Source organism: Streptomyces sp. Y2F8-2, assembly GCF_014905555.1.
Taxonomy (GTDB): Bacteria; Actinomycetota; Actinomycetes; order Streptomycetales; family Streptomycetaceae; genus Streptomyces; species Streptomyces cynarae.
Genome location: NZ_BNGS01000010.1, coordinates 215,173 through 228,688, shown reverse-complemented (window position 1 = coordinate 228,688; position 13,516 = coordinate 215,173). Strand labels below are relative to the sequence as shown.

Below are 13,516 nucleotides of genomic sequence, written 5' to 3'. Positions count from 1 at the left end.
TGGGTCGCGTGGGTCATCCGGGCGCCTGGCCCGTCGTGATGTGCTTGGTGAACTCGTCGTGGCCGGGCCAGGACAGCACGATCCGGCCGTCCTCCAGGCGGGCCGTGGCCAGGACGGGGGTCAGGTCGCGGCCCGGCGCGGCCTTCAGCGCCTCGGCGGCGGTCGCGCAGCCGGTCAGCTGGCGCAGGGTCGCGATGGTGGGCGGCATCATCAGCAGCTCGCCCCTGTCGTACGCGGCCGCCGCCTCGGCGGGGCGGATCCACACGGTGCTGTCGGCCTCCGTGGAGGCGTTGCGGGTGCGCTGTCCCTCGGGGAGCGCGGCCACGAAGAACCAGGTGTCGTAGCGGCGGGGCTCGAACTCCGGGGTGATCCAGCGGGTCCACGCGCCGAGCAGGTCGGAGCGCAGGACCAGCCCCCGGCGCTCGAGGAACTCCGCGAACGACAGGTCGCGGGCGACCAGGGCCGCGCGATCCGCCTCCCAGTCGGCGCCCGTGGTGTCGCCGACGACCGTGTCCGGGGCCGGCCCGGCGAGCAGCACGCCCGCCTCCTCGTACGTCTCCCGTACGGCGGCGCAGACGATGGCCTGCGCGGACGTCTCGTCGACGCCGAGGCGCTCGGCCCACCACGCTCGCGTGGGACCCGCCCAGCCGATCCTCAGGTCGTGGTCGCGCGGGTCGACGCCGCCGCCCGGGTAGGCGTACGCGCCTCCGGCGAACGCCATGGAGGCGCGTCTGCGCAGCATGTGGACGGCGGGTGCGCCGCCGTCGTCCCTGAGGAGCATGACGGTGGCCGCGCGCTTCGGGGTGACCGGGGTGAGCGTGCCCTCCGCGAGCGCGCGGATCCGCTCTGGCCACTCCGGGGGAAACCACTGCCCATTCGCCATGGGCGGAGGCTATCCCGTAGTGAGCGGATGTTCGAGAGGCAACGATCGCCCGCCGGGGGACATCGTCCTCGCCCTCTCCAGGACGTCATCGCCCTCGCGTGGTCGGCGAGGGTCGGTCACGCCTGCGTCAGCTCCACCTGGATCTCCACCTCGACCGGCGCGTCCAGCGGGAGCACCGCCACGCCGACCGCGCTGCGGGCGTGCACGCCCTTGTCGCCGAGGACCTCGCCGAGCAGTTCACTGGCGCCGTTGACGACACCGGGCTGGCCCGTGAAGTCGGAGGCCGACGCCACGAAGCCGACGACCTTCACCACGCGCGCGATGCGGTCCAGGTCGCCCGTCACGGACTTGACCGCCGCGAGCGCGTTCAGCGCGCACGTACGGGCCAGCTCCTTGGCCTCCTCGGCGGTGACCTCGGCGCCCACCTTGCCGGTCACCGGCAGCTTGCCGCCCACCATCGGGAGCTGCCCGGAGGTGTACACGTACGGCCCCGACTGCACGGCGGGCTGGTAGGCGGCGAGCGGCGGCACGACCTCCGGCAGGGTCAGGCCCAGCTCGGCGATCCGGGACTCGACCGCGCTCACGCCTGCTTCTCCCGCTTCAGGTAGGCCACCAGCTGCTCGGGGTTGTTCGGCCCGGGCACGACCTGGACGAGCTCCCAGCCGTCCTCGCCCCAGGTGTCCAGGATCTGCTTCGTGGCGTGGACGAGCAGCGGCACGGTGACGTATTCCCACTTGGTCATGGGGCCGACTGTAGCCGCTGTGGCCCAAGGGACACTCGGTCGGCCACCATCGTGCCCACGACCTGGCGGAAAGCCGGGCGGAACGGTGGCCGCGGCCGCCGCGCGGGCCCGGCCGGGACGGCGCAGGCGACCGGGCGGGAGGTCGACCGGGACCACCGTTGTCCACAGCCTCCCGCGTAGCCCGCGCGCGAACTGGTTAGGCTCGAGGACGTGAGCAGGCTCCAGGTCGTCAGCGGTAAGGGCGGGACCGGAAAGACCACGGTCGCCGCAGCACTCGCGCTCGCCCTCGCGACCGAGGGCAAACGCACCCTTCTGGTCGAGGTCGAGGGCAGACAGGGCATCGCACAACTCTTCGAGACGGAGACGCTTCCGTACGAGGAACGGAAGATCGCGGTCGCCCCGGGCGGCGGCGAGGTGTACGCGCTCGCCATAGATCCCGAGCTGGCGCTGCTGGACTACCTCCAGATGTTCTACAAACTGGGCGGCGCGGGACGGGCCCTGAAGAAGCTCGGCGCCATCGACTTCGCCACCACCATCGCGCCCGGCCTCAGGGACGTGCTCCTGACCGGCAAGGCGTGCGAGGCCGTCCGCAGGAAGGACAGGAGCGGCCGGTTCGCGTACGACTACGTGGTGATGGACGCGCCTCCCACCGGCCGCATCACCCGCTTCCTGAACGTGAACGACGAGGTGGCCGGCCTCGCCAAGATCGGCCCGATACACAACCAGGCCCAGGCCGTGATGCGGGTGCTGAAGTCCCCCGAGACGGCTGTGCACCTGGTGACGCTCCTGGAGGAGATGCCCGTCCAGGAGACCGCGGACGGGATCGCCGAACTGCGCGCGGCGAAGCTTCCGGTGGGCCGGATCATCGTGAACATGGTGCGGCCCACGGTCCTGGACCAGGCGGACCTCGAGCTCGCGCACGCGCTGCCGCGGACGGCCATCGCCCAGTCCCTCTCGGGCGCCGGGCTCGGCGGCGCGCGGCGCGGTGGACTGGCAGAGCGGCTGGTGGGCCCGCTGCTGAGGCAGGCCGACGAGTACGCGGAGCGGTTCGGCCTTGAGCGCGAGCAGCGTGGCGTCCTCACGCGGCTGGGCCTGCCCCTGCACGAACTGCCGCTGCTCGCCGAGGGAATGGACCTGGCGGGCCTGTACGAACTGGCCACGGAACTGCGTCAGCAAGGGATCTCATGAGCTCGGACCCGGCCCCCACGCACAACGATCAGGCCCCCGCACAGGCCGACACGGCATCCACGCACGACGACACCCGCGACGACACGGCCCACCGGCACGCCGGGGCGGCCGATCCGGCCCACGATGCCCCGTACGCCCACGACACGGGCTCCACGCGCGCGTTGAACCCGGTGCCCGTCCTGGAGATCGACCCGCTCCTCGACGATCCGCAGACCCGCATCGTCGTCTGCTGCGGCTCCGGCGGCGTCGGCAAGACGACCACGGCGGCGGCCCTTGGGCTGCGCGCCGCCGAGCGCGGCCGCAAGGTGGTGGTGCTCACCATCGACCCGGCCCGCCGGCTCGCCCAGTCGATGGGCATCGACGCGCTCGACAACACCCCGCGGCGGGTGAAGGGCATCGACGACGCCGCGGGTGGCGAACTGCACGCCATGATGCTCGACATGAAGCGCACCTTCGACGAGATCGTCGAGGCGCACTCGGACCGGGAGCGGGCGGCCGCCATTCTGAGCAACCCCTTCTACCAGTCGCTCTCGGCGGGCTTCGCGGGCACGCAGGAGTACATGGCGATGGAGAAGCTGGGGCAGCTGCGGGCGCGGGACGAGTGGGACCTCATCATCGTCGACACCCCGCCCTCGCGCTCGGCGCTGGACTTCCTGGACGCCCCCAAGCGGCTCGGGTCCTTCCTGGACGGCAGGCTGATCCGGGTGCTGATGGCCCCGGCGAAGATGGGCGGCCGCGCGGGGATGAAGTTCCTGAACGTCGGCATGTCGATGATGACGGGCGCCCTGGGGAAGCTGCTCGGCGGTCAGCTCCTGAAGGACGTCCAGACCTTCGTGGCCGCCATGGACACCATGTTCGGCGGGTTCCGCACGCGCGCGGACGCCACCTACAAGCTGCTGCAGGCGCCCGGCACGGCGTTCCTGGTGGTGGCGGCCCCGGAGCGGGACGCACTGCGGGAGGCCGCGTACTTCGTGGAGCGCCTGGCCGCCGAGGACATGCCGCTGGCCGGCCTGGTGCTCAACCGGGTCCACGGCAGCGACGCCGCCCAGTTGTCGGCCGAGCGGGCGCTCGCCGCCGCGGAAAATCTTGACGAGTCCCGCATTGTGGATCAGCAGGGCGGGAAGGCTGGACTTCGTAACGCTCCCGACACGTACGGCAGTTCAGAATCCCCCTCATCCGGAGCCTCTGGCCCCGGCGCGGACTCCCCCACCGCCACGGACCAGGACCGGAGCGTCGAGCAGCTCACCGTGGGTCTGTTGCGACTGCATGCCGAGCGTATGCAACTGCTCTCCCGAGAGCAGCGCACGCGTGACCGTTTCACCGCGCTCCACCCCGAGGTGGCCGTGGCGGAAGTGGCTGCGCTGCCCGGCGACGTCCACGACCTCGCGGGGCTACGGGACATCGGTGACCGCCTCGCGGCCAACCAGCCCGATCGGCCCGAGGAGCGCGAGGCATACGCCTGAGGACCCCGACGGTCGCCGGGACGCAGCCGAGACCGGTGTACGACCTCCGGATGCCCGGGGCGCTCGGAGGACCGAGGCAGGCATTCAGCCGTGCACGGGCCCAGGGCGCGGCAGTCGGCCTCGCCGGGCCGCGCAGGCAGGGCTGCTGACGCCTGCGCGCCGCCCGTGTCGGCGCGCCCGCCCGGTCGTGCCCCGCCGCCCGTGGCACAGACGTGCGGCCGCGCAGGCCATGACACACCCGCCCCTGGCGGCACCTTCCTTGAAGAGGGCCCTCGAAGAGGCCCGTTGAAGGACACCTGCGAAGAGACCCAGGCCGGAGTGGAAGGCACGCCGAGGGCACCATGAGGTGCCCGTTGCCCGCCGGCGTCGGGCGCCCGCCTCGGACGGTGGCCGCCCTCAGCTCACCGCCGCGTAGTTCTCGTACGTCTCTTCCTCAACGAGGGGCAGCAGGCCCGCCCCGCGCTCGTACTCCGTACGCGCGGTCTCCAGCAGGTGACGCCACGAAGTGACGGTCGGCCGCCTGCGCAGCAGTGCGCGGCGCTCCCGCTCCGTCATGCCACCCCACACGCCGAACTCGACGCGGTTGTCCAGCGCATCTGCCAGGCATTCCGTGCGTACCGGACATCCGGTGCACACCGCCTTGGCCCTGTTCTGCGCTGCTCCCTGAACGAACAGTTCATCCGGATCGGTAGTGCGGCAGGCCGCCTGCGCACTCCAGTCGGTTACCCAGCCCATACCGGCGCCGTCCTCTCCCGAATCGAGGCTCCCCCACGGCGGCAGCGGCATATTCACCGCCGCCAGTTGAGGACGTTACGGAAGGAGGGGACAGCGCAACACCCCCTTCGGGCCCAATCTTGAATGGTCCGAACGGACTATGGGTAAACGGCAGATCACCCGTGGGAGTGAGCTGGTAACGAACGTGACTTTCCGGACAGACCAGGGCGATTCAGTGGAGTCACAACGGACGCCTGGTGACACACAAGGCGAATCCGGGCACGCATCTGCCAAAAAAGTTCGGGGAACACCGGAACGATTCGGGGTCGCCGGACGTACTTGATACGTGGCCCTACTGCTGTGACAGTTGGGAGCAGCTTAGGCCAAGGCCTATACGCGTGTCCGGCGAATGAGAACGTAGGCTGCCCTCATGCCAAATATGCGCTCGGGCGGGGGGCAGTCCCCTGTGCAGCAGGCCACCAAGTTCCTCGGAGTGAGTGTGCTCGCGGGGGCTGTGATGGCCGGCATCGCGCTGCCCGCCGCGGGTGCGCTCGGTCTTGTGGCCAAGGGGTCGGTCCAGGGATTCGACGACATCCCGGCCAGTCTGAAGAGCCCCCAGCTCAGCCAGCGCACCACCATCCTGGACAGCCAGGGCGGCCAGATCGCCACGGTCTACTCGCGCGACCGCACGGTGGTGGACCTCAAGGACGTCTCGCCGTACATGCAGAAGGCGATCGTCGCCATCGAGGACTCGCGGTTCTACCAGCACGGCGCGATCGACCTGAAGGGCGTCCTGCGCGCGCTGAACAAGAACGCGCAGAGCGGCGGAGTGGCCCAGGGCGCCTCCACGCTCACCCAGCAACTGGTGAAGAACTACTTCATCGAGGAGGCCGGCGACGACCCGACCAAGGTCGCCCAGGCCACCCAGCAGACCCTCGGCCGCAAGATCCGCGAGCTCAAGTCCGCGATCCAGATCGAAGAGAAGCTCGGCAAGAAGAAGATCCTCGAGAACTACCTGAACATCACGTTCTTCGGCCAGCAGGCCTACGGCGTCGAGGCCGCCTCCGAGCGCTACTTCTCCAAGCACGCCAAGGACCTGAACCTCCAGGAGTCCGCGCTCCTCGCCGGCCTCGTCCAGTCGCCGACGCGCTACGACCCCGTGAACGACGCGGCGGAGGCCAAGCAGCGGCGCAACGTGGTGCTGCAGCGCATGGCCGACCTGCACGACATCTCGCAGGCGGACGCCGACAAGGCCAAGGCGACAGGGCTCGGCCTGCACGTGAGCCAGCCGAAGAACGGCTGCATCACGGCCGTCAAGGGCGCGGGCTTCTTCTGCGACTACGTCCGCGAGGCGTTCCTGAACGACCCGATCTTCGGCAAGACCCAGGCGGAGCGGGCGAAGATCTGGAACCAGGGCGGTCTGACGATCCGCACCACGCTCGACCCGCAGGCGCAGGACTCTGTGCAGAAGTCCATCAAGGACCACGTCAACAAGAGCGACGAGGTGGCCACGGCCGCGACCATCGTCGAGCCGGGCACCGGCAAGATCCTCGCGATGGGCCAGTCCCGTCCGTACGGCTTCGGCAAGGACGAGACCCAGATCAACCTGTCCGTGGACCGGAACATGGGCGGCGGCGCCGGCTACCAGGGTGGTTCGACCTTCAAGCCGATCGTGGCCGCGGCCGCCATCGAGGGCGGCAAGCCGGCGACCCAGGAGTACTCGTCGCCGTACTCGATGGAGTACCCGAGCCCGGTCGCCGCCTGTGACGGCAAGCAGTGGAAGAACACGGACGGCACCAAGCTCACCAACGAGAACGAGACGGAGCACGGCCCGTACCGCATGAAGGAGGCGACCGCCAAGTCGGTCAACACCTACTACGTGCAGCTGATCAGCGACATCGGCATCTGCCCGGTCATAGACACGGCCAAGAAGATGGGCTTCCACCGCGCTGACGGCGCGCCCATCGCCCAGGCCCCGTCGATCGCGCTCGGCACCCAGGAGGTGTCGCCGCTGACCATGGCGAGCGCGTACGCGACCTTCGCCGACCGCGGCACGTACTGCACGCCGGTCGCGATCGAGTCGATCACGCAGACCGTCGGCAACGAGAAGAAGTCCCTGCCGGTCCCGAAGTCGACGTGCTCGCGCGCGATGTCGGAGACCACCGCGGACACGGTCAACACGCTCCTGAAGGGCGTCGTCGAGGACGGTACCGGTACGGAGGCCGGACTCGGCAGCCGTCCCAGCGCCGGCAAGACCGGTACGACGGACTTCCGGTACGCCGCCTGGTTCGTCGGCTACACGCCGAACATGGCGGGCGCGGTCTGGGTCGGCGACCCGGCGCACAAGCGGCAGATGACCCACATCACCATCGGCGGCGTCAGCTATGACAAGGTCTTCGGTGGCCAGGTCCCGGGCCCGATCTGGCGCGACATGATGACGGGCGCGCTGGCGGGCAAGCCGGCCCCGGACTTCAACCTCGTCGACATCCCGGACGACCACGGTGGCGACAAGGGCAAAGGCGACGGACACGACAAGGGCAGGGGCAACGGCAACGGCGGGCAGCAGACGATCGGTGGACTGATCGGCGGCGCGGCCGACAACGGCGGTACCACCGGCGGACAGTTCCCGACGCCCACCTTCTCCTTCCCCGACGGCTTCATCCAGGGCACCGGAAACGGCGGCAACGGGAACGGCAACGGCGGGCGAAGGGGATAGCCCTTCATGACAGCGGGGGCGCCCCTCTCGATGAGAGGGGCGCCCCCGTCGGCGTATGCGCCCGCGAGCAGGCGAACCGGTTCAGCCGCTCGCGAGAAGCTGCTTGACCACGGCGGCGACGCGGCCGCCCTCCGCCTGGCCGGCCACCTTCGGGTTCACGATCTTCATGACCTGCCCCATGGCGCGCGGGCCCTCGGCGCCCGCCGCCTTCGCCTCCTCCACGGCCTGCGCGACGATCTGCCGCAGCTCGTCGTCGGACAGCTGCTTGGGCAGGTACGCGGCGAGCACCTCGCCCTCCGCCTTCTCCCGCTCGGCCTGTTCGGCGCGACCGCCCTGAGCGAACGCGTCGGCGGCCTCCCGTCGCTTCTTCGCCTCACGGGTGATCACCTTGGTGACCTCCTCGTCGGAGAGCTCGCGCTTCTCCTTGCCCGCGACCTCCTCCTTGGTGATCGCGGCGAGCGTCAGCCGGAGCGTCGAGGAGCGGAGCTCATCGCGCTCCTTGATCGCGGCGTTGAGGTCTTCCTGCAGCTTCGACTTGAGCGTGGTCATGCCTCTGATTGTCGCAGGTGCGGTGGGGCGGTTGCCCGTACATTTCCGGGGCGTGGTGGGCGACCGGGAGCGTCGGTGCCGATCTCAGGCGTCGCCGGGTCGGGGTCGTCCACAGGTGAACGCGGGGCGGCAGCCGGTTCTGACACGATGGTCGTATGCGCGCACGATACGGAGTACCCCTGGGAATCACGGCGGTCGCCGCCGCCGGACTGCTGTACTCGGCCGGGTTCGAGGCCCGCTCCTTCCGGCTGCGCCGGGTGACGGTCCCGGTGCTGCCCCCCGGGGCGCATCCTTTGCGCGTCCTGCAGGTCTCCGACATCCACATGGTGAGCGGGCAGCGCAAGAAGCAGCGCTGGCTGCGCTCACTGGCGGGCCTGCGCCCCGACTTCGTGATCAACACCGGGGACAACCTCTCCGACACCGAGGGGGTGCCGGAGGTGCTGGACGCACTGGGCCCGCTGATGGAGTTCCCGGGGGCGTACGTCTTCGGTTCGAACGACTACTACGGCCCCAGGCTCCGCAACCCGGCCCGCTACCTGGTGGAGAAGGCGAGGGGCCACCACGGTCTGAACGGCAACCCGCCGGTGGTCGGCGCCATCCACAACCCCTGGGAGGAGCTGCGCGACAGCTTCGACGCGGCCGGCTGGCTGAACCTGACGAACACCCGGGGCACCCTGAAGATCGAAGGCTTGGAGATCGAGCTGACGGGCCTGGACGACCCGCACATCAAGCGCGACCGGTACGCGCGCGTGGCGGGCGGCCCCTCCTCCTCGGCGGACTTCTCGATGGGCGTGGTCCACGCGCCGTATCTGCGCTGCCTGGACGCGTTCGCGGCGGACGGTTATCCGCTGATCCTGGCCGGCCACACCCACGGCGGCCAGCTGTGCATCCCCTTCTACGGCGCCCTGGTCACCAACTGCGACCTGGACGCGGACCGGGTGAAGGGCCTGTCACGGCACACGGCGGAGGGCCGGACGTCGTACCTGCACGTGTCGGCGGGCTGCGGTACGAACCGCTACACGCCGGTCCGGTTCGCCTGCCCGCCGGAGGCGACGCTGCTGACGCTGGTGGAAAGGGAGGCATCGCCCGAGGCGTAACGCCGGCCATACCCCGCCCGGACCATCCCGTATCGCCCCTTCTGCCCCACCCGCTTAGCGTGAGGGCATGATCACGCCGATACCCAAGGAGATCCCGGACCTCCCCCCGGTGCCGGGCAAGCCGACGCTGGCGCCTTCCATCGTCCCCGCCGCGGCCGTGGTCGCCCCGGTACGCCGCCCCGTAGCGGCCCGCTACCGTCTGCTGGTGGCGCTGACGGCCGCGACGGCGGTGGCCATGGACCTGGCCCTCGGCAGCCCCGCCCGGGTCCTGAGCTACTTCACCATCCAGGCCAACCTGCTGCTGGCCCTGACCTTCGCCCTGTCGGCCTGGCGGGCCCGAACGGCCCGCCACCCGCTGCCGGCGCTGATCACCGGCGGCGCGCTGTTCTACGTGCTGATCGCGGGCCTGGTCTACCACGTGCTCCTGGTGAACGAGCCGGGCCCCTTCTCGATGACGGACAGGCCCACGATCTGGTCCGCACTAGCCAACCAGGTACTGCACACGGTCACCCCGATCGCGGCCCTTCTGGACTGGCTGCTCCTGACCCGCCCGGCCCCCCTGGGCCTGCAGCACGCCACGCGGTGGCTCCTCTACCCCCTGGCGTACCTGATCTTCACCCTGGCGCGCGGCGCACTGCTCCCACCGACCGCAGACGCGCGCTACGTGTACCCGTTCCTGGACGTCGCCCACCTCGGCTACAAGAGCACCCTCGCCAACGCACTCCTGCTCGGCCTGGCCTTCTTCGGCCTGGCCCTCCTCCTGGTCCTCGCCGACCACGTCCGCCCGGACCCCACGCGCCGCCGCCGGAAAACCGGATTTCGTCTCCGGCCACCGGTGGGCTAGAGTAAACGTCGTCGCCGCGACAGCAGCGACACCGGGGTGTAGCGCAGCTTGGCAGCGCGCTTCGTTCGGGACGAAGAGGTCGTGGGTTCAAATCCCGCCACCCCGACGCCGTAGTACCAGGTCAGGGGCCTGATCCGCAGAGCGGGTCGGGCCCTTGAGTGGTTCCGGGGACCATTCTGGGAGCCAGTTGGGAGCCAACTTCGGAATCCGGCTCCCATCATCGGGCTCCATTCGTTGTCAGTGCCTGCCGCTACCGTCGCTGAGGACAGTTCTCCCTCGACCGTGAGTGGTGAGCAAGACATGGCAGACCGAGTGGCCGAGGGCGGCGCAGACCCTCGCAAGGTGTTCGTGATCCACGGACGGAACGAGCTCGCGCGCAAGGGGCTCTTCGAGTTCCTGCGCGCTATCGGCCTCGATCCAATCGAATGGTCCGAGGCCATCCAGATGACTGGCAAGGGCTCCCCATACATCGGCGAGGTCCTGGACACCGCGTTCTCACAGGCGCAGGCCGTGGTGGTGCTCCAGACCCCCGACGACGTCACCTACCTGCACGAGAGCCTCACGTACGCCGGAGATCCCGAGTGCAACCCGCAGATGCAGCCCCGACCGAACGTGCTGTTCGAGGCAGGGATGGCCATGGGCCGGGATGAGAACCGCACCGTGATAGTCGAGCTCGGGCAGGTGAAGGTCTTCAGCGACATTCACGGCCGGCACGTGATCCGCCTCGACAACTCCACGAGGAAGCGGCAGGATCTCGCGACTCGTCTACAGACTGCGGGGTGCGCCGTGCGGCTGACCGGTACGGATTGGCATGACGCCGGCGACCTCACTCCGCCTGTCCCACCAGGTGGCGGGCTTCCGCTGGGACGGAAGCTTCCGTCGTCGCAAGCAGCCGGTACCCCTCGGCTCAGTGCCCGCTACGTCGACAACGGGTCGAGAAAGATGGGGACGGTCGTGATCACCAACCACGGCCCAGGAGACGTCTACGACCTGGATGTGGAAGCCGAAGAGGAGAACAGGCTCATTACCCACAGCGAGGGTGAGTTCCCCGTCCCGAAGTTGCCCGCCGGTAAGTCGGTGCGGGTAATGAGTGCTCGCTCTCTGGGGATGGGGGCCAGCTCGTACTTCAACGTCGTCCTGACGGGGAAGACCGCCGACGGGGTGCCGATCAGGGTCGAAGAGTTCGTGGATGGGGCGTGACATGGAAATTCCGATGAGCCTGCCCCTGGACCACGACGGCTTCGTGCGTCGGGAGTGTCCCCACTGCATCAACCAGTTCAAGTGGCACCACGGACCGGCGAATGAAGAGGCCGAGCAGCAGCCGTCGCCCCCTGCCTACTACTGCCCTCTCTGTGGGCAGCCGGCGGGGCCGGACTCCTGGTGGACGCAGGAACAGATCGACTACGCCAGGGGCCTGATCGCTCCCGCCGCAGCGCGAATGGTGGAGGACGAGCTTAAGAACGCGCTCAAGCCGATCCGCAGCAAGCACGTGAAGGTCGACTTCAAGGGCACCGTGGATACTCCAGAGGTTCCATCACCCCTCACCGAACCCGACGACATGGTCATCGTGTCATCCCCCTGTCACTCGTACGAGCCGGTGAAGGTACCCGAAGACAAGTCCGGCCCATATCACTGCCTCGTATGTGGTCAAGCCTTCGCAGTCTGAACCGAGGCGGCCGCAGCGGCGGTCACGAACCACGTGTGCCCCTACACGGTGATCGCGTAGGGGCACACGTTCCGAGCATCACCCAGACATCGCCAACCGGTGGGCATCCCTGCGTGTCCGCAGGAGCTCGTTGAGCACGCGCACCGGCGACGCCGGAGACAGCGCCAGTCGGGCGTCGAGCGCCGACTCCCATTGCTCGGTCAGCCCGAACTTGAGGCGCTGCCGCATGCCTGGGGTGACGTGGGCGTAGCGCGCCGAGACCGAGCCGTCGATGTGGCCCATGCGTTCATCCATGAGCACCTTCTCGGTTCCCAGGTCCTCCATCATCGTCCGGTGGGTGTGGCGAAGGCCGTGGGGCGTGAGCCCCTTGGCTATCGGGAGCCAACAGGCGTCGGCCCGATCGCTGGCACCCCGCCCCCGTGCTGGGACACCGGGCCACGGCTCGCCGAGCAAGGGCACTGGCCGTGGCTCCTGCGGCGCCTTCTTCGGGTACCAGCCGGAGACCGCCGGCGTGAATAGCCAGGTCGCGAAACCGTTCCTGCGCCAGTGGGCGGCATGCTCCGGCACGACGCCGCCCCGCACGAACCGGAGGTCCGCGATGGCCTGCTCGACCTTTGCTCGCGTGGCCTCGGTGACGCGTTCGGGGTGGTTGAGGACGTTGGACACCGTGCCAGTTGAAACGCTGGCACGACGGGCGACGTCGACGAGCTTCGCGCCCTGGTGGCCCCCGGTACGGGCCGCGCCCTGTCCTCGGAAGACGTAGGTCTTGCCGTGGCAGGGGCACGGCTTGGGCTTCGTGCGGGCGATGTGGTTGGCGACCAGTGCCGACAGCCAGTCCATCGAGTCGATGGTGCGGTAGCTGTCGTCCTTCGGCGGGCAGCGCACCAGCTCTCCCGTGTCGAGCTCGTACAGCTGCCACTCGACCCGGACGGCTCCAGGGCGGACGAACGCGGTCTCCAGGCCGACGATCTCGCCCCAGCGCATGCCGGTGTAGCCCTTGAGGACCACGGCGACGAACTCGTCGTCGCGGCCGGAGAGCAGGGCGGCACGCTCGGCGGCCAGCAGGATGCCGAGCGCGTCGGTGACCACCTTCTCCGGACCACGGTCTCGGGAGCGGCCGGCGCGCTTACCTCGCCCGCGCCGCCGGGCAGCCGGGTTGGACGTGATCAGGCCCTCGTCGATCGCGTCCTCGAAGATCAGGTGGAGCGTCGAGCGCCAGGTCTTGACGCTGGAGGCGGCATAGAGGGCCTTCTCCGTCTTCTCCCACAGGTCGACGTCCGTACGCAGGATGCCGGCGAGCGCCTTGTCCTCGAACTCGGGGAGCAGGTGCTCCTCGATGTGGCGCTTGTAGTTCTGCATGGTCGAGGCCGCCAGGTCCTGGGCCTCGTACCAGCGGTTCGCGTACTCGCCGAAGGTCTCCTGGCCGAGGGCCGGGTCGCGCCAGTCGCCGCGACGGTACTTGTTCTCGGCCTCGGCCGCTGCCCGTTGGGCCTCGCCCTTGGTGGCGAACCTGATCGCCTTGCCGTTCTCGTCGACGACCGTGTTGTGCTTGCCGGGCGCGACCTTGTACCGGCCACGCCAGTAGTTTCCGCGCTTCTCCGCGAAACCCAAGTTCCGCTGTCCCCCTCTTGATTGTCCTCGTCTACGGCAGGTT

Annotated in this window: 13 protein-coding genes and 1 tRNA gene; 8 read left to right on the top strand and 6 right to left on the bottom strand. The window is 69.5% G+C overall.

The window, feature by feature from the left end; all coding sequences use genetic code 11:
• Window positions 1–13: 13 nt before the first annotated feature.
• The 3 genes from SY2F82_RS30295 to SY2F82_RS30285 form a co-directional block, all read right to left on the bottom strand.
• A complete protein-coding gene (locus SY2F82_RS30295) occupies window positions 14–883 on the bottom strand; it encodes an NUDIX domain-containing protein (protein ID WP_200422339.1) in 870 nt (289 codons plus the stop codon).
• A 116-nt stretch (window positions 884–999) separates the two neighbouring features.
• Complete coding sequence (locus SY2F82_RS30290) at window positions 1,000–1,467, bottom strand: RidA family protein (protein ID WP_200422338.1); 468 nt, start codon at window positions 1,465–1,467, stop codon at window positions 1,000–1,002.
• Entirely contained in the window at window positions 1,464–1,625 is a 162-nt protein-coding gene (locus SY2F82_RS30285; protein ID WP_003981536.1) for a DUF4177 domain-containing protein, read from the bottom strand. The genes SY2F82_RS30290 and SY2F82_RS30285 overlap by 4 nt, the downstream gene beginning before the upstream one ends.
• 210 nt (window positions 1,626–1,835) lie before the next feature.
• On the opposite strand from SY2F82_RS30285, the gene SY2F82_RS30280 reads away from it, so the two are divergent.
• Together SY2F82_RS30280 and SY2F82_RS30275 are read left to right on the top strand one after the other, a co-directional pair.
• A complete protein-coding gene (locus SY2F82_RS30280; protein WP_200422337.1) occupies window positions 1,836–2,813 on the top strand; it encodes an ArsA-related P-loop ATPase in 978 nt (325 codons plus the stop codon).
• The gene (locus SY2F82_RS30275; RefSeq protein WP_236041879.1) at window positions 2,810–4,276 is read left to right on the top strand and encodes an ArsA family ATPase; all 1,467 of its coding nucleotides are present in this window, start codon (window positions 2,810–2,812) and stop codon (window positions 4,274–4,276) included. The genes SY2F82_RS30280 and SY2F82_RS30275 overlap by 4 nt, the downstream gene beginning before the upstream one ends.
• Before the next feature lie 396 nt (window positions 4,277–4,672).
• Here SY2F82_RS30275 and SY2F82_RS30270 read toward each other — a convergent pair whose 3' ends face one another.
• Window positions 4,673–5,011, bottom strand: coding sequence for a WhiB family transcriptional regulator (locus SY2F82_RS30270; protein WP_200422454.1), 339 nt, complete (start codon window positions 5,009–5,011; stop codon window positions 4,673–4,675).
• Window positions 5,012–5,420: 409 nt separating this feature from the next.
• Here SY2F82_RS30270 and SY2F82_RS30265 point away from each other — a divergent pair, with 409 nt between their 5' ends.
• The gene (locus SY2F82_RS30265; RefSeq protein WP_200422336.1) at window positions 5,421–7,706 is read left to right on the top strand and encodes a transglycosylase domain-containing protein; all 2,286 of its coding nucleotides are present in this window, start codon (window positions 5,421–5,423) and stop codon (window positions 7,704–7,706) included.
• An 81-nt stretch (window positions 7,707–7,787) separates the two neighbouring features.
• Here SY2F82_RS30265 and SY2F82_RS30260 read toward each other — a convergent pair whose 3' ends face one another.
• Entirely contained in the window at window positions 7,788–8,255 is a 468-nt protein-coding gene (locus SY2F82_RS30260; protein ID WP_103837934.1) for a GatB/YqeY domain-containing protein, read from the bottom strand.
• A 155-nt stretch (window positions 8,256–8,410) separates the two neighbouring features.
• Between SY2F82_RS30260 and SY2F82_RS30255 the strand changes: the two genes are divergently transcribed.
• From SY2F82_RS30255 to SY2F82_RS30235, 5 genes are all read left to right on the top strand, one after another.
• Window positions 8,411–9,352, top strand: a complete 942-nt coding sequence (locus SY2F82_RS30255) for a metallophosphoesterase (RefSeq protein WP_200422335.1) — start codon at window positions 8,411–8,413, stop codon at window positions 9,350–9,352.
• 67 nt (window positions 9,353–9,419) lie between these two features.
• Window positions 9,420–10,196, top strand: a complete 777-nt coding sequence (locus SY2F82_RS30250; RefSeq protein WP_200422334.1) for a Pr6Pr family membrane protein — start codon at window positions 9,420–9,422, stop codon at window positions 10,194–10,196.
• 32 nt (window positions 10,197–10,228) lie between these two features.
• Window positions 10,229–10,302 (top strand) — tRNA-Pro (locus SY2F82_RS30245).
• A gap of 236 nt (window positions 10,303–10,538) precedes the next feature.
• Window positions 10,539–11,396: a TIR domain-containing protein gene (locus SY2F82_RS30240; RefSeq protein ID WP_236041878.1), complete on the top strand. Its 858-nt coding sequence runs from the start codon at window positions 10,539–10,541 to the stop codon at window positions 11,394–11,396.
• Between the two features lies 1 nt (window position 11,397).
• Window positions 11,398–11,862 carry a hypothetical protein gene (locus SY2F82_RS30235; RefSeq protein ID WP_058081349.1) on the top strand — a complete coding sequence of 155 codons (465 nt, stop codon included), beginning with the start codon at window positions 11,398–11,400 and terminating at the stop codon, window positions 11,860–11,862.
• A gap of 78 nt (window positions 11,863–11,940) precedes the next feature.
• Here the strand turns inward: SY2F82_RS30235 and SY2F82_RS30230 are convergent, their stop codons facing one another.
• Window positions 11,941–13,473: a LacI family DNA-binding transcriptional regulator gene (locus SY2F82_RS30230; protein WP_058081348.1), complete on the bottom strand. Its 1,533-nt coding sequence runs from the start codon at window positions 13,471–13,473 to the stop codon at window positions 11,941–11,943.
• Window positions 13,474–13,516 lie beyond the last annotated feature (43 nt).

What these genes read in the sequence shown, in the direction of transcription:
- SY2F82_RS30250 (WP_200422334.1), top strand. Translation starts at nt 9,420, where the DNA reads ATGATCACGCCGATACCCAAGGAGATCCCGGACCTCCCCCCGGTGCCG.
- SY2F82_RS30295 (WP_200422339.1), bottom strand. Translation starts at nt 883, where the DNA reads ATGGCGAATGGGCAGTGGTTTCCCCCGGAGTGGCCAGAGCGGATCCGC.
- SY2F82_RS30265 (WP_200422336.1), top strand. Translation starts at nt 5,421, where the DNA reads ATGCCAAATATGCGCTCGGGCGGGGGGCAGTCCCCTGTGCAGCAGGCC.
- SY2F82_RS30270 (WP_200422454.1), bottom strand. Translation starts at nt 5,011, where the DNA reads ATGGGCTGGGTAACCGACTGGAGTGCGCAGGCGGCCTGCCGCACTACC.
- SY2F82_RS30235 (WP_058081349.1), top strand. Translation starts at nt 11,398, where the DNA reads ATGGAAATTCCGATGAGCCTGCCCCTGGACCACGACGGCTTCGTGCGT.
- SY2F82_RS30255 (WP_200422335.1), top strand. Translation starts at nt 8,411, where the DNA reads ATGCGCGCACGATACGGAGTACCCCTGGGAATCACGGCGGTCGCCGCC.
- SY2F82_RS30275 (WP_236041879.1), top strand. Translation starts at nt 2,810, where the DNA reads ATGAGCTCGGACCCGGCCCCCACGCACAACGATCAGGCCCCCGCACAG.
- SY2F82_RS30260 (WP_103837934.1), bottom strand. Translation starts at nt 8,255, where the DNA reads ATGACCACGCTCAAGTCGAAGCTGCAGGAAGACCTCAACGCCGCGATC.
- SY2F82_RS30285 (WP_003981536.1), bottom strand. Translation starts at nt 1,625, where the DNA reads ATGACCAAGTGGGAATACGTCACCGTGCCGCTGCTCGTCCACGCCACG.